This is a genomic window from Brevibacillus centrosporus, from assembly GCF_003710815.1.
GTDB lineage: Bacteria > Bacillota > Bacilli > Brevibacillales > Brevibacillaceae > Brevibacillus > Brevibacillus centrosporus.
The window spans coordinates 143,986-158,229 of the sequence record NZ_RHHP01000008.1 but is presented as its reverse complement, the minus strand read 5'-3'; the positions used below and the strand labels follow the sequence as shown (position 1 = coordinate 158,229).

Genomic DNA, 14,244 nt, shown 5'->3' with positions numbered 1-14,244 from the left:
GCCATGAATCCGATGAGAGCAAGCATCCATTTTTATACACGAAATATTGAATCGCTGCTTTTGCTGTCCGCCGTCATCGTAATGCCTTTCTTGATCGTACACAACATGACCCTCAACTACGTGAATTTCCTGGCTGCCATCACGGGAGCCAAGGTCGTCTCCAGCTTTCTGAACCTGTTCCTGCTGCTGTTGTTTTTGATGATCGTGCAAATCCCGTTTGCCCAGTTCGTACTCTGTGACCTGGAAGGCGAGGAGCGTCCGCTGCGCAAGGCATTCCGGGCATTCGCCGAGCATGGCTTTGCCGTCTTCCTGTTTGGTGTCGTTTACGTACTGGCAGTATGTACAGGGATGCTGCTCTTTGTCATTCCGGGGCTGATCCTGCTTTTGCTGTTTTACCTCACGCCCTATTTGGTCGTGATGAAAGGAAAATCGCCATGGCAGTGCCTGCGAACGGCTTTGGATATGGGGAAAAAGCATTTTGTCCAAATTCTTGGTCTGCTATTGCTGGCAAGTGCAATCGAATGGGTGATCAGTTTGATCGGGCTTTATTCGGTGACTTTCATCACGACCAGCTTCGGGGCTGTATTTTTCACGCAAATGCTGTTGAACGTGATTCTCTTTCCCTTTGTAGCGATCCTGTTTACGATGTATACCTACAAATGGAGTACAGAGCGGGAACGGGTGGAGGACGTACTGGCACTGGAAGGATGATACCATGCGAAAATTACGTGCGAAGCTGAAGGATGAACGGGGCTCCGTAACGGTGGAGTTCATCGGCATCCTGCCCTTTGTATTTTTGATTCTGCTGATCTTGTGGCAGTTTTTGACCGGCGTGTACGCGGTCATCATCGCGCAGTCGGCTGCTAATGAAGCGGCAAAGGTGTACGCCATCACCGGAAATTCTGGCGAGGCACTGGATGCTGCGCAGCACATTGTGGGAAGTGCAGGTGGGGGCATTGCCTATAATGGCGGTGAGTCGAGCATTTCCGGTGACGGCAGTTACTTTACGGCGAGGGTCGGCGTGAACCTGGATTTGTTTTTTCTGCCGGACTTCATCAAAGATAATATAAGCGAGGAAGACAGGGTGATCTCCTTCTCGAGAGAGCTGCGGGGACGGGTGATTCATTAAAATGAGACAGGCGATCATGCACGTACGCAATGAACGAGGAAATGTCACGATCCTGGTGCTGACCATTTTTTTCTTCCTGCTCTTGGTGGTCTTTTCCGTCTTGTTTAACATCTCCACCATCTTCGTCGACAAGGAGGCAGCGGCAAACAGCGCCCAGCTGGCCAGCCTGGCGGCGACGGATATCCTTTACGATGAGGTGGAGGAGGCCATCAAAGTGTACGATCTTTCCATTGAGAGCTGGGTGGACCCGGTCTTTATCTGGGAGCTGGTAGAGGCGCAGATGGATACCATCCAAGCTTCCCATCCCGACTGGTCTTCGAGTGAAGTGAGGGCGGAAGCGATCGATCGCGTATTGCTCGCTGCCATTCCGACTTATCCAACGCTTGAGGCACATGTGCTAAAGGGGTTGCATGATGCCTCGACCAAGATTCCAGGCGTCGTAAGGGATATTCTGGCCAGCAACAAAAGCACTCTCGGCGGCTCCTCCCTCAAGCTTTTTAACGGAGAAGACCGGATCGAGGTGAGGACATCGGTCCGTTATGAGAGCCAATCATTCGGGCTGGATTTCATGCCTCTGCATAACGAGCAAATCTATCAGACAGGGGAGAGCAGGAGCATTGGCTTTATCAAGGTGACAGGATGGAAGCAGCCCCCCCAGGTGTTTACAGAGGGAAAGACGCTCTAAGGAGGCGGTATACGTGAGAGAAAAGCGCAGATGGCAGCGTATCCTTGGAGGCATACTCGTGACGCTCTTGCTGGCAGGCTGCTCAGTCGGCGCAGCAGGCTCCGTATTTTCCGCTCCTGAAGTACAGCTTCCCCAGACTGCACAGGAGCTGATCATGGCTGCACCAGGACCGCTGTCCGGCATTTCCTTTTACCTGCCGCAGCTTCCTCAGCGTGAAAAAATTCAGCAGATCCTCGATGGATTACCTCCCCTCCTGGACGGCATGGATGAATCGCTGCTGAGACTCTACTGGTCAGACTTGCTCAGGCTGTTTTCCGAGGACTATTTGAGCCCGCAGATGGTAGTAGATCGGTGGAAGATGGCATCGTTCGGCAGCCCGGATATCGGCGATGCGCGCTTTTTGTTCCGGGAGCATTTCAACGTAGAAATCATCCTGGATGCCAGTGGAAGCATGCGCGAGAAAATCGGAGAGAAAACCAAGATGGAGCTGGCAAAAGAAGCGATCAAGGAGTTTGCCGAAGCCCTTCCGGAAGAGGCCAAGATTTCTTTGCGCGTATACGGTCATCAGGGAACCGGCTCCGATGCGGACAAACAGCGATCCTGCAGCAGCAGCGATATCGTCTATCCGCTCCAGTCCTACGATGCCCAGCGGCTGGACGAAGCACTCGGTTTGTTTGAGCCGGCTGGTTGGACGTCGATCGCGTATTCCTTGCAAAAAGCCCGGGAAGATTTAGCTGCATTCCCGGCTGACAAAAATACGAACGTCATTTACCTGGTCAGCGATGGCATCGAGACGTGCGGGGGAGACCCGGTCGCGGTAGCCAAAGACCTGTCCCAATCCGATGTTATGCCCCTGCTCAACGTCATTGGCTTTGACGTAGATGCCCAAGGGCAAAAGCAGCTGAAGGAAATCGCTCAGGCCTCGGAAGGGCTGTACGCCAACGTAACCAATCGCGATCAATTTCGGCAGGAGCTGGAGAGAGCCAAGGAAATCGCTCAGAAGTGGGAGCAGTGGAAAAAGGATGCGATGACAGAGATGGATGCAGTGCTCATCGACAGGCGGAAATGGATCGATGCGTACGATCGCGACTGGTATGAGAAAAATTGGCGAGAGAGTCTGAATATCGGAGCAGCCCTTGACTATTTGGAGGCGACGGGGAAGATCGGCAGCCAGGCCAAGGAATTTCTTCTTTCGCAAAGAGCGGGGAGGGAGGCCTTGGCGACAGCTGCCAAGGATGAGCTGACAGATTATCTGGTCCATCTCACCAACAAGACCTATCAGGAAATGAAAAGCGATATCGAACAAAAATACAGCGGGAATTGATGCCCCGCTGTTTTGTTCGTTCCTAGATATAGGTGAAGGTAACTACTTGCTGCAACTGCGTATCAACTCCAATCGCGATCGCCTTGAGTCCATCGGTGTAGTAAAAATATCGCTTCAGATCATCCGGGTTGGCAAAGGATGATTTGACCAGCTGAAAGGCTGTAGGGGTGAGCAGCTTTTGATTGCGGATAAACTCAGCCGCAGCCTGCTCCAGATCGGTTTCCTTGCTTGCAGGAGACGGTTTGTCATCGGGCTCGGCGACATCGATGGAGACGGACAGTGCCTGTTTGGAATTCGGGTCGATGATGGCGTGGTAGGCAGTGATTTCGCCTGGGGCTGGGTCACGCTTTAGAACAACGTGGACGGGAATGCCTCTAAAAATAGGTTCGCCAGTCGTCGATTCCACCAGCTTGGCTGGGTCCTCCAGCGTGATATCCCGATCCATGGTGTCGACGTCGACACGATAGTATTGTCTGACAGCAGCAGATGCGATCTGAGCGGCCTCTTCTTTGGTTAAGCCCTGTACTTGCTCGGGGGAAGCGATAGGGGTACAGCCGCTTAAAACGACAACCAGCAGAAGCATGATCCTCATAGACGTTTTCATTCGGATCCTCCGTATGTTCCTTGAAGTCACGTTCTATAGTAGCAGGGTTTGAGCCAGCCCGAAATCGATTTTCCTTTCCAGTACCTTACGAAGTTGTAAGCTTTGCATGACCTGCGTATTTGTGGGAAACAAAGGAATTGTCGAGTGAAAAGACGAAATATTCGGAGTACATCTATTAACGTAAGGGGGGAACGGGCATGAATGCAAAAGAGCTAAGTGACGCCATTCAAACCTATGTGAGAACGGAAACATTTCCGGTAGGTGTTTCCTTGGTGAAGGAGGAAGCGAACCTTCCACGGAAGGCGAAGCGGCCGACGCGAGACCTGGGCTACCAAATCACCATCTGCCAAGCAGTTGGATTTTCTCGCCGTTATGGATGGAGCATCGCGATGAACGGCGCGGATCTGTCCTGTCCGATCGCTCAAGTAGCTTTTGGCTACGAAGAGCAGCTGCCGTTTTACTCGGAAGGAAATCTTGCCTGTGGCATGTACACCGACTCCTTGGAGACAGGAGCAAAAAGCGAGCAGGATGTACCCAAGCTCTCCGCACAAGAGACCGGATACTATGTGTCCTATCCGCTGGAGAGGGCGGAAATAGACCCGGATGTAGTCGTCATATACGGAAACTCGGCGCAGGTGATGCGACTGGTAGCCGGCATGCTTTACAAGCGTGGCGGCTCTATTCCGTCAACCTTTTCCAGTCGCGCTGACTGTGCCGATATCGCGATCAAACCGCTGCAGACAGGAGAGCCGCAAGTGATTGTTCCCTGTTACGGCGACAGGCTGTTTGCGCAGACACAGGACCATGAGATGGCGTTCAGCTTCCATTTCCGCGACGCACAGGAGCTGGTAGAGGGACTAGCCGGGACGCAAAAAGGTGGCGTACGGTATCCGATACCATCGTTTCTGCGTTACCAGGCCGAGTTTCCGCCGACCTATCAGAAGCTCGCTGGTATGTTCGGAGAAGGCAAGGAAAAAGAGCTTACTTCCTAGGAAAACGAAAAAGCCAGCTGTTTCGGTGGGACCGAGAATCGCTGGCTTTGTTTTCTAAAAGCTGTTGTCAGGCACGGACAGCCTCTATCGCTTGTTTATGACGATGGAGACTGTCCTTGATGTCATTCGTGGATTACACCAGATTTTCCGGATTCAAGCCTTCCAGCTCTGGCAGGACAAAACGGCCGTCTTTGCGGATCAGGACGTCATCGAACCAGATTTCGCCGCCGCCGTATTCGGGACGCTGGATTTGCACCAGATCCCAGTGAACGGAGGAACGGTTGCCGTTGTCTGCCACGGTATACGCATTGCCTGGCGTGAAGTGGAAGCTGCCGGCGATTTTCTCATCGAACAGGATATCGAGCATCGGATGCAGGATGTGCGGGTTGAAGCCGATCGCGAATTCTCCGATGTAGCGTGCACCTTCGTCTGTGTCGAGGATGTCGTTTAAGGCCTTGGTGTTGGAGCTGGTGGCTTCCACGATCTTTCCTTCTTTAAAGGTGAACTGCACATCGGTGAAGGAAATGCCGTTGTAGTTGGTCGCAGCGTTGTAGAAGATGGTGCCTTCTACAGAATCGCGTACAGGTGCGGTATATACTTCTCCATCAGGAATGTTGCGTTTGCCATCGCATTTGATGGCATTGATGCCTTTGATGGAGAAGCGCAGGTCGGTTTTCGGTCCAACGATGCGGACGCGGTCGGTGCGTTCCATCAGTTCCTTGAGCGGCGTCATGGCATTGGACATTTTTGCGTAGTCCAGATTGCAGACGGAGAAATAAAAGTCTTCGAAGCCTTCCAAGCTCATGCTGGACAGCTGTGCCATCGACTTGTTCGGATAGCGCAGGACGACCCAGCGTTTGTTTGGTACCCGCTCGTTTGTATGTACAGGCTGATAGAGAACGCGGGAATAGATGCCCATTTTATCTTCGGAAACATCGGCATATTCATTGATGTTGTCATAGGCGCGCACGGCGATGTACGCATCCATGTCTTTCATCCGGTCGTATTCGTATTTTGCCATCAATGCCATATGCTCTTCGCTTGTTCCCTGGTAGAGGGCGCGGTTTACTTCCTGATCCTTCAGGGTTACCAGAGGCAAAGCGCCTACCGCAAAAGCTTCACGAACAAGAGCACGTACCAGTTCGGGCTGCAGGCCTGTGTTTTCGATCAGGACCTTTTCCCCTTTTTGCAGATTGAGCGAGTAGCGGACAAGACGGCTTGCGAGTTCATTAATCCGTGGATCTGCCATTTTCGCAACCTCCATAATAAAAATTATTTTACTAAAAGTATTATCGCAAAATTCACGATTGCTTGCCAGTGTATATGCAAAAGCTTATAAGCACGCTTCGTAGATCTTTACGATGTCCTCCGCGTTCAGCCTGCGGGAGCTGGGCAAGTATCCTACGCCTCGTCCACCGATGGTTACAGCCTCGTCAGCCATCCGCTTCAAGGCATCTCGTGTCACCCCGAAATCAGACAGACGCTCGGTAATTCCCATGCGCTCATACCAATGCTGGACAGCGTCAATCGTGGCCTCAGCTGCTGCCAGCTCATCCTCTGCAGTGACGCCGAAGCAGTGGCGTCCCATGCGTGCCAGACGCTCTGGGCGGTCTGCGAGAATCACCTGCTTAAAATAAGGAAGAGATAGGATCGCAAGTCCCCGACCGTGTGCCATATCGTAGATGCCACTCAGTGGATGCTCCACGCCGTGCAAGGGCATACCTGCATTTCGACCGGCATTGGCAAACGGGCTGATCCCTAGCGTGCTTACCCAGAGCAGGGTGGAACGAGCTTCTGCATTGTCTGGCTGCTCGATGGCGGTGAGGGAATGCTCGACTACAAGTCTGATCAGTGTCTCTGATAATCCGTCCTGCACATGGGTGCCCGCTGCGCTGATCAAATAGCTTTCAAACAGATGCGAGAAAATGTCCGCGCACGCTTCTGCTGTGACGCGAGCAGGAACGGTGTACGTAATAGAGGGATCCAATATGGCAATCCTCGGATAGAGAGCAGGACCGTTAATGGACGATTTCTCATGAGTATCCCAATGTGTCAGAACACTGATGTTATTGGCTTCCGAGCCTGTAGCTGCTACAGTCGGGACAGTCAGGATGGGCAAAGCGTCCTGGACGGGGACGAGCTCTTTCCCCGTGCCGCTTGGGTTGCCGCGCCGCGCATATAGTCGTAGATCGGACGTCCAGAGCGGGCTGCAGCAGCAATCGCCTTGGACGCGTCCATGACAGAGCCGCCACCGACTGCGAGAATGAAGTCGCATCCGTTTTGTCGAGCGAGGGCTGCTCCGGCATCGACAGTAGCCGTCCGTGGGTTTGGTTCGATCTTGTCAAACAGGATGCTGTCTACATCCGCTTCCTGCAATAGCGCATGTACCCGGTCCAATAGCCCCGTGCGCTTTGCAGCATTGCCGCCGGTGACGAGCAACGCCTTTTTGCCCAAACTCTTTGCAGCCTCGCCCAAACGCTTCAACTCACCAAGGCCAAAGTAAATGTGGGTAGGAAACGATACCTCAAAGGGAAACATCTGAATACCTTCCTTCTTTCCGTATAGGTTGCACCAAAAACAGTTTATCACATGCTTAGAAAAGGAGCCCATTTTTAGGGCTCCTTTTGGCATTCATGCGGCGTTGGGCATCAAGCGATCTTGAATGTTTCACTGATATCGCGCAGGCGTTCGGATAGCAGCAGCAAATGCTTTGCCAGCTGTCGCGGTTTATCAATGGAGGCAGTCTGATCGCGGGAAGCGGCTCCCATTTCTTCTGTACTGCTCGAAGTCTCCTGGGAGATAGCCACAAAGGTAGTAAGGGTATGATCTACTTCCTGCAGGCCAGAGGATATGCCGTCCAGTCGCGTGTTGGCTGCTTGAAGCTCTCCAGAAGTCCGGCCCACAGCAGTGCGCAGCTGGGTAAAGGCCGCTTCTGCTTCTGACAGCTTTTTCAGGCTTTGCTGGAGCTGTTCCCGCGCTTGGCTCGTTCCTCTGTGACCTGGAGCGTTTCTTTTTGGACGCCCTCCATCATTTTAGTGATTTCGATTGTCGCCTGTTCGGATTCGGTAGCGAGCTTGGTGACCTCGTCGGCTACAACCGCGAATCCACGGCCAGAGGCGCCTGCTCGGGCTGCCTCGATCGCGGCATTCATGGCGAGAAGCTTGGTCTGCTTCGCGATCGATTGGATCAGCATTACCGCTCTGCCGATGGAGTTGGATTGGTCGCGCAGGCCCGTCATTCGCTGGTCCAAACCGGTATAAGTAGTGGCAAAGCGAGTTATCAAGGCGTTCAGATCGTCGATGTGCTGATACCCGGTCTGAGTCACTTGTTCCATTTGACTCCCTGCATGCAGCATAGCTCCGATTTGGCTGAACAGCTCGTCCATGTCATTTTTCATATGGTGATAGGCGGAAGTAGCTGCAACCGTTGAGATCGCCGAGGCTTACTTGCTGTATGCCTTTTATCATGCTTTGAAAAGGGGCGGTAATCCCCTTGGTAATGAACCAGGATAAAAGGGCGGATACCAGCAGGCTGATCGCCACGGTAGACGAGATCAGCCGAGTGGTTTGATGCAAGGGACCCAGATACTCATCCTGGAGAATATCGATGACGTAGATGAAATTTTCATCCGGGGAATGAGTAAAAGCAAGCGTATGTACGGTGCCGTTTACGTTGACATGCATGACGCCAAAACGTTCCGTCATCATTTGGCGAGCCACATCCTGAGGAATATCGATTGGCCCACTGGTTACGTTATCAATGGGATGAATTTCCCCTGCTTTTACGAGGTATTGCTGACGTTTAGTCCCTCATATAGAAGGTGAAACCGATCACAGAAGAAGAGATGAGCAAAATCCCGAGCAATGGAACGATCATCTTGGTGCGTAATCGAGTATGGCGATGTAGACGATAAAATGGTGCGATCAAAGCTGCAATGATTGCGTTGACTTTCACAGATGTTTCTCCTAGTCAAAATGACCTACTCATCCATCTATTGTAAGGAGAAAATGTAAAGCTGGTATGGAGGGTTTGTAAACGAATATTTACATAGGGTGTTCACCTGATTTACTAGCAATTTCCGAACTATTGTCGAACGTAGTTCACGCATTTTTCGTTGATAAATGCGTATGATTGTGTTTTAATGTAGTTGAATCGTTCGTGAATTAACAGTAACTCAACCTTTTTAGCTGGGAAGGTGGCTCCTACAGTGGAAAAACAGGAACAACTCTACGAAGGTAAGGCGAAACGTATTTATCGGACATCGACGCCTGATCAATACTGGGTGGAGTATAAAGACGACGCAACAGCATTTAACGGAGAAAAAAGAGCGCAAATCACGGGCAAAGGCGAGCTCAACAACCGGATTACGGCAATCTTTTTTACGATGCTAAAAGAGCGTGGGATCGACAACCATTTTGTTCGTCTGTTGTCAGCCACTGAGCAAGTCGTTCGCAAAGTGGAAATCATCCCTTTGGAAGTAGTCGTCCGCAATATCGCAGCAGGTTCTCTGGCGAAGCGGCTGGGTATGGAGGAAGGAACCCCTCTTCCGCAGCCTGTTGTCGAGTTTTACTACAAAGACGACGCATTGGGAGATCCGCTGGTGAATGCCTCTCACATCAAAGTGTTGGGGATCGCGAGCGAAAGCGATCAAGCGACTCTGGAGAAAATGGGTCTCGCAGTTAATGAAGTGCTGCGTCCATACTTGCGGGAGCGCAATATTACACTTGTCGATTTTAAATTGGAATTTGGGAAAACAGCGGACGGAGAGATTCTCCTCGCCGATGAAATATCGCCGGATACATGCCGGTTCTGGGACTCCGAAACAAACGAAAAGCTGGATAAAGACCGCTTCCGTCGTGATTTGGGCAACGTAGAAGAAGCTTATCAGGAAATGCTGAAGAGACTGGGAGGAGACGTACATGTTTAAAGCAATCGTATACGTAACTTTGCGCGAGAGCGTTTTGGACCCGCAAGGCCACGCAGTGAAAGGTGCCCTGCATTCCCTTGGTTTTGATGAAGTGAACAACGTACGCATCGGTAAGTACATGGAGCTTGAGCTGGGTACGAACGATCGTGCACAAGCAGAAGAGCGCGTTCGTGAAATGGCTGAAAAGCTTCTGGCCAATACGGTGGTTGAAGACTATCGCTTTGAGATCGTGGAGGGCTAACGTCATGCGAGTAGCGGTTATCGTCTTTCCCGGCTCCAATGCCGACATCGATTTGTACAACGCGGTTGAAGACGTCATGGGAGTGCCGGTAGATTACGTATGGCACTCGGATACAGAGCTTTCTCAATATGACGCGATCCTGTTGCCAGGCGGCTTCTCCTATGGAGATTACCTGCGCTGTGGCGCCGTCGCCCGCTTTTCGCCGGTCATGGAACAAGTAGTGAAAGCAGCAGAGGAAGGCAAGCTGGTTATGGGGATCTGCAACGGTTTCCAGATCCTGACCGAAGTCGGACTGTTGCCAGGAGCTCTTCTGCGCAACCGTTCCCTCAAGTTCCGCTGCAAGCTGTCTGCGCTGCGCGTGGAAAACAACGATACCCCGTTTACCCGCGACTATGCGGTTGGGGAAGAAATTCATATTCCAATCGCTCATGGCGAAGGAAACTACTACTGTGATGAAGAGACACTGGCAAAGCTCAAAGCCAATGGCCAGATCGTCTTCCGCTATCACGGTGAAAACCCGAATGGCTCTCTTGAAGATATCGCGGGCATTTGCAACGAGCGTGGCAACGTGCTCGGTATGATGCCTCACCCAGAGCGTGCTGTCCACACTTGGATGACTTCCGATGACGGACGCCGTATGTTTACCTCGATCCTGAAGACGTGGAGGGAAAAAAGCAGTGTCACAACTCACGCATAAAGAACCGACAGCCGAACAAATTGCCGATCAGAAGCTCTACCGCGAGATTGGTCTGACGGATGAAGAATACCAACGCGTTGTAGACATCATCGGCCGCAAGCCGAACTGGACAGAGACTGGTCTTTACAGCGTTATGTGGTCGGAGCACTGCTCTTACAAAAACTCCAAGCCTGTCTTGCGCCGTTTCCCTACCAAGGGTCCACGCGTTCTGCAAGGTCCAGGGGAAGGTGCCGGTATCGTAGACATCGGCGACAAGCAAGCGGTTGTATTCAAAATCGAAAGCCATAACCACCCATCTGCGATCGAGCCTTACCAAGGTGCAGCGACAGGGGTGGGCGGTATTATCCGTGACGTGTTCTCCATGGGTGCTCGTCCGATTGCGGTATTGAACTCGCTTCGTTTCGGGGAGCTGAAAACTCCTCGCGTGAAATATTTGTTTGAACACGTGGTTGCTGGTATCGCTGGCTACGGCAACTGCATCGGGATCCCAACAGTAGGCGGCGAAGTGAACTTCGACCCGACCTATGAAGGCAACCCGCTGGTAAACGCGATGTGCGTCGGCCTCATCGACCATGACAAGATTCAAAAGGGTGTGGCTTCCGGTATTGGCAACCCCGTCATCTACGTAGGCTCCAGCACGGGACGCGACGGTATTCACGGAGCGACCTTTGCTTCCGAAGAGCTCACCGAAGAATCGGAGAAAAAGCGTCCAGCTGTACAAGTGGGCGACCCGTTCATGGAAAAGCTGTTGCTCGAAGCATGCCTGGAGCTGATCGACACTGGGATCGTCGTAGGGATTCAGGACATGGGTGCAGCGGGTCTTACCAGCTCCAGCTCCGAGATGGCCTCCAAAGCGGGCAACGGTATCGAAATGAACCTGGACCTCGTTCCACAGCGTGAAGCAGGCATGTCTGCTTACGAAATGATGCTCTCCGAATCCCAAGAGCGCATGCTCGTTGTCGTAGAAAAAGGCAAGGAAGCAGAAGCGATTGCGATTTTCGATAAATGGGGCTTGGCATCTGCGGTCGTGGGTAAAGTAACGGAAGACAGCATGCTGCGCCTGCTGCAAAAAGGCGAGGTCGTTGCTGAAGTACCTGTAAACAGCCTGGCAGATGAAGCGCCTGTGTACCACCGTCCATCGGCAGTACCTGCTTACTATGAAGCAAACGCCAATGTGGATGCAGTAGCGGCTATCAGCCAGCCTGCTGACCTGAACGAAACGCTGAAAAGCTTGCTCGCTCAGCCTACTGTAGCGAACAAATCGTGGGTGTATGAGCAGTACGATCACATCGTACGTGCAAACACCGCAGTCAAGCCTGGCTCTGACGCAGCGGTCGTGATGGTTCGCGGCACGCGCAAGGCGCTGGCGATGAGCACGGATTGCAACGGACGCTATGTGTACCTCGATCCAAAAGTAGGCGGTGCGATTGCGGTAGCCGAATCGGCTCGTAACGTCGTTTGCTCCGGTGCAGAGCCACTGGCGATCACAGACTGCCTGAACTTCGGCAGCCCGGAAAAGCCTGAGGTGTTCTGGCAGTTTGAACAAGCGTGCGAAGGGATGAGCGAAGCGTGCGTAGCGCTGGATTCTCCTGTCATCGGCGGGAACGTATCCTTCTACAACGAGCGCAGCGGCGACGCGATCTACCCGACTCCTACTGTCGGTATGGTTGGTTTAATCACGGATGTGGATCACATCACTACGCAAAACTTCAAGCACGAAGGCGACGCGATCATCCTGTTGGGTGAGACATTCGCGGAGCTGGGCGGCTCCGAATATCAAAAGCTGGCGACAGGCGCTATCTCGGGCCGTCCGCCGCAAATCGATCTGGCGAAAGAAGCAGCTGTTCAAAAGGCGACGCTGGCTGCGATCCGTCAAGGCCTCGTCAAGTCTGCTCACGACCTGTCTGAAGGCGGTCTGGGTGTAGCCCTGGCAGAATCCTGCTTCGGAGAGGGCTTCGGTGCGAAGGTGTCTCTGGAATCCGAACTGCGTCCAGACGTTCTCTTGTTTAGTGAGTCGCAATCCCGTATCTTGCTCAGTACATCCGAGGGCAAGGCGCAGGCTCTGCTTGCTTTGGCAGCGCAGCATGGTGTGCCAGCGAAGCAAATCGGAACGACAGGCGGAGATAAACTGGTGATCAACGTGAACGGTACAGAAGCGGTCAACGCTTCGATTCAAGAGGTGAAAGCAGCCTGGAAGGATGCGATTCCATGTTTGATCGGGTAATCTGGGACGAACTGAATGAAGAATGCGGCGTCTTTGGCATCTACAACCACAAGGAAGCTCCCCAGCTGACTTACTTGGGGCTGCATGCTCTGCAGCATCGCGGTCAGGAGAGCGCAGGTATCTGCGCCTCCGACGGCGAGAAGTGGTATAAGCACCGTGGAATGGGCCTCGTATCGGAAGCGTTTGGCAAAGGCGATCTGGAGAAGTTCAAAGGTCACATCGCTATTGGACACACACGCTATACCACAGCAGGCTCCAGCAAAATCGAAAACGCGCAGCCGCTCTTTTTCCGCTACGCACAGGGCAGCATGGCCGTCGCGCACAACGGAAACCTAGTGAATGCGGCTGTACTCCGCAAAGAGCTGGAAGCAAAAGGCTCCATTTTCCAAACAACCAGTGACACAGAAGTCATCGCCCATCTGATTGCACGCTCGGAGCGTCCTGATCTTCCGGGCGCGGTAAAAGATGCCCTGCAGCACATTAAAGGTGCCTATGCGCTGTGTGTCATGAACCAAAATCAGCTGGTGATCGCTCTCGATCCAAACGGGCTGCGCCCGCTGTCTCTTGGTCGATTGGGAGACGCCATCTGTGTCGCTTCTGAAACCTGTGCGTTTGACATCATCGGTGCCGAGTACTGGCGCGATGTTCAACCAGGCGAGCTCATTATCGTGGATGAAAACGGCATTGTAGAAACCTCGCACACTGAAAAGACACAGCGCTCGATGTGCATCTTTGAATACATTTACTTCGCACGTCCCGACAGCGATATCGACGGGATCAACGTGCACATGGCGCGCAAACGCCTCGGCAAGCAGCTTGCCAAAGAAGCTTCCATTGATGCAGATGTCATCATCGGGGTACCCGATTCAAGTACTTCCGCTGCTATCGGCTTTGCGGAAGCGACAGGTATTCCTTATGAGATCGGTTTGATCAAAAATCGCTATGTAGGCCGTACGTTTATTCAACCGAGCCAGGAGCTGCGTGAACGCGCGGTTCATCTGAAGCTGTCTGCTGTACGCAAGGTAGTGGAAGGCAAACGCGTCGTGATGATTGACGATTCCATCGTTCGTGGTACTACGAGCAACCGCATCGTCCGTATGCTGCGTGAAGCAGGTGCAAAAGAAGTCCATGTACGCATCAGCTCTCCGCCTGTCATGAATCCGTGCTTCTACGGCATTGACACCTCGTCTCGTGAAGAGTTGATCGCGGCTACCAAATCCGTTGAGGAAATCCGCCTGGCTATCGAGGCAGATTCGCTTTCGTTCCTGTCTGTAGAAGGAATGCTCGAAGCGATCGGCCGCGAAGACTCGGCTCCGAATAGAGGCCATTGTCTCGCTTGCTTTACCGGACAATACCCGACTGAAATCGATTTTGAAGAAGCGTTGCCAGCGCTCAAGTGCTAAGGCAGGCTAGCACCTCGT

Annotated in this window: 16 protein-coding genes and 1 pseudogene; 10 read left to right on the top strand and 7 right to left on the bottom strand. The window is 52.7% G+C overall.

Annotated elements, in window-relative coordinates:
• Positions 1–3: 3 nt before the first annotated feature.
• From EDM55_RS09775 to EDM55_RS09760, 4 genes are read left to right on the top strand one after another with little or no spacing between them, the layout of a single operon-like run.
• On the top strand, positions 4–711 hold the full coding sequence (locus tag EDM55_RS09775) for a hypothetical protein (protein ID WP_092267427.1): 708 nt from the start codon (positions 4–6) through the stop codon (positions 709–711).
• Positions 712–715: 4 nt separating this feature from the next.
• Entirely contained in the window at positions 716–1,129 is a 414-nt protein-coding gene (locus tag EDM55_RS09770) for a TadE/TadG family type IV pilus assembly protein (RefSeq protein ID WP_122960214.1), read from the top strand.
• A 1-nt stretch (position 1,130) separates the two neighbouring features.
• The gene (locus EDM55_RS09765; RefSeq protein WP_122960213.1) at positions 1,131–1,814 is read left to right on the top strand and encodes a pilus assembly protein TadG-related protein; all 684 of its coding nucleotides are present in this window, start codon (positions 1,131–1,133) and stop codon (positions 1,812–1,814) included.
• A 13-nt stretch (positions 1,815–1,827) separates the two neighbouring features.
• Positions 1,828–3,138 carry a VWA domain-containing protein gene (locus EDM55_RS09760; RefSeq protein ID WP_122960212.1) on the top strand — a complete coding sequence of 437 codons (1,311 nt, stop codon included), beginning with the start codon at positions 1,828–1,830 and terminating at the stop codon, positions 3,136–3,138.
• Positions 3,139–3,160: 22 nt separating this feature from the next.
• Here the strand turns inward: EDM55_RS09760 and EDM55_RS09755 are convergent, their stop codons facing one another.
• On the bottom strand, positions 3,161–3,742 hold the full coding sequence (locus EDM55_RS09755; protein ID WP_122960211.1) for a hypothetical protein: 582 nt from the start codon (positions 3,740–3,742) through the stop codon (positions 3,161–3,163).
• 197 nt (positions 3,743–3,939) lie between these two features.
• Between EDM55_RS09755 and EDM55_RS09750 the strand changes: the two genes are divergently transcribed.
• On the top strand, positions 3,940–4,734 hold the full coding sequence (locus tag EDM55_RS09750; RefSeq protein WP_092267422.1) for a DUF169 domain-containing protein: 795 nt from the start codon (positions 3,940–3,942) through the stop codon (positions 4,732–4,734).
• 133 nt (positions 4,735–4,867) lie between these two features.
• On the opposite strand, the gene EDM55_RS09745 is transcribed toward EDM55_RS09750, so the two are convergent.
• From EDM55_RS09745 to EDM55_RS30880, 6 genes and pseudogenes are all read right to left on the bottom strand, one after another.
• Entirely contained in the window at positions 4,868–5,983 is a 1,116-nt protein-coding gene (locus tag EDM55_RS09745) for an aminopeptidase (protein ID WP_092267421.1), read from the bottom strand.
• 84 nt (positions 5,984–6,067) lie between these two features.
• Positions 6,068–7,272, bottom strand: a pseudogene (locus EDM55_RS09740) (iron-containing alcohol dehydrogenase).
• A gap of 110 nt (positions 7,273–7,382) precedes the next feature.
• A complete protein-coding gene (locus tag EDM55_RS30895; protein ID WP_122960210.1) occupies positions 7,383–7,637 on the bottom strand; it encodes a hypothetical protein in 255 nt (84 codons plus the stop codon).
• A gap of 47 nt (positions 7,638–7,684) precedes the next feature.
• Positions 7,685–8,068, bottom strand: a complete 384-nt coding sequence (locus EDM55_RS31585; protein WP_246070860.1) for a methyl-accepting chemotaxis protein — start codon at positions 8,066–8,068, stop codon at positions 7,685–7,687.
• 52 nt (positions 8,069–8,120) lie between these two features.
• Complete coding sequence (locus EDM55_RS30885; protein ID WP_122960208.1) at positions 8,121–8,441, bottom strand: HAMP domain-containing protein; 321 nt, start codon at positions 8,439–8,441, stop codon at positions 8,121–8,123.
• 94 nt (positions 8,442–8,535) lie between these two features.
• The gene (locus EDM55_RS30880; protein ID WP_246070859.1) at positions 8,536–8,688 is read right to left on the bottom strand and encodes a hypothetical protein; all 153 of its coding nucleotides are present in this window, start codon (positions 8,686–8,688) and stop codon (positions 8,536–8,538) included.
• Between the two features lie 253 nt (positions 8,689–8,941).
• Here EDM55_RS30880 and purC point away from each other — a divergent pair, with 253 nt between their 5' ends.
• The 5 genes from purC to purF are packed head-to-tail and all read left to right on the top strand — an operon-like array spanning position 8,942 to position 14,226.
• Positions 8,942–9,661, top strand: a complete 720-nt coding sequence (purC, locus tag EDM55_RS09720; RefSeq protein WP_122960207.1) for a phosphoribosylaminoimidazolesuccinocarboxamide synthase — start codon at positions 8,942–8,944, stop codon at positions 9,659–9,661.
• Positions 9,654–9,902 (top strand): phosphoribosylformylglycinamidine synthase subunit PurS, encoded by a 249-nt coding sequence (purS, locus tag EDM55_RS09715; protein WP_092267418.1) that lies wholly within the window; start codon positions 9,654–9,656, stop codon positions 9,900–9,902. The genes purC and purS overlap by 8 nt, the downstream gene beginning before the upstream one ends.
• Before the next feature lie 4 nt (positions 9,903–9,906).
• The gene (purQ, locus tag EDM55_RS09710) at positions 9,907–10,599 is read left to right on the top strand and encodes a phosphoribosylformylglycinamidine synthase subunit PurQ (RefSeq protein ID WP_092267417.1); all 693 of its coding nucleotides are present in this window, start codon (positions 9,907–9,909) and stop codon (positions 10,597–10,599) included.
• Positions 10,580–12,823 carry a phosphoribosylformylglycinamidine synthase subunit PurL gene (gene purL / locus EDM55_RS09705; protein ID WP_092267416.1) on the top strand — a complete coding sequence of 748 codons (2,244 nt, stop codon included), beginning with the start codon at positions 10,580–10,582 and terminating at the stop codon, positions 12,821–12,823. Before purQ ends, purL begins: the two co-directional genes overlap by 20 nt.
• Positions 12,808–14,226: an amidophosphoribosyltransferase gene (gene purF / locus EDM55_RS09700; protein WP_122960206.1), complete on the top strand. Its 1,419-nt coding sequence runs from the start codon at positions 12,808–12,810 to the stop codon at positions 14,224–14,226. The genes purL and purF overlap by 16 nt, the downstream gene beginning before the upstream one ends.
• Positions 14,227–14,244: the final 18 nt, after the last annotated feature.

Excerpts from the sequence above, each read along its gene's own strand:
- EDM55_RS09775 (WP_092267427.1), top strand. The coding sequence starts at position 4 with ATGAATCCGATGAGAGCAAGCATCCATTTTTATACACGAAATATTGAA.
- EDM55_RS09770 (WP_122960214.1), top strand. The coding sequence starts at position 716 with ATGCGAAAATTACGTGCGAAGCTGAAGGATGAACGGGGCTCCGTAACG.
- EDM55_RS09765 (WP_122960213.1), top strand. The coding sequence starts at position 1,131 with ATGAGACAGGCGATCATGCACGTACGCAATGAACGAGGAAATGTCACG.
- EDM55_RS09755 (WP_122960211.1), bottom strand. The coding sequence starts at position 3,742 with ATGAAAACGTCTATGAGGATCATGCTTCTGCTGGTTGTCGTTTTAAGC.
- EDM55_RS09750 (WP_092267422.1), top strand. The coding sequence starts at position 3,940 with ATGAATGCAAAAGAGCTAAGTGACGCCATTCAAACCTATGTGAGAACG.
- EDM55_RS09745 (WP_092267421.1), bottom strand. The coding sequence starts at position 5,983 with ATGGCAGATCCACGGATTAATGAACTCGCAAGCCGTCTTGTCCGCTAC.
- EDM55_RS31585 (WP_246070860.1), bottom strand. The coding sequence starts at position 8,068 with ATGGAACAAGTGACTCAGACCGGGTATCAGCACATCGACGATCTGAAC.
- EDM55_RS30885 (WP_122960208.1), bottom strand. The coding sequence starts at position 8,441 with ATGATGACGGAACGTTTTGGCGTCATGCATGTCAACGTAAACGGCACC.
- purS (WP_092267418.1), top strand. The coding sequence starts at position 9,654 with ATGTTTAAAGCAATCGTATACGTAACTTTGCGCGAGAGCGTTTTGGAC.
- purQ (WP_092267417.1), top strand. The coding sequence starts at position 9,907 with ATGCGAGTAGCGGTTATCGTCTTTCCCGGCTCCAATGCCGACATCGAT.
- purF (WP_122960206.1), top strand. The coding sequence starts at position 12,808 with ATGTTTGATCGGGTAATCTGGGACGAACTGAATGAAGAATGCGGCGTC.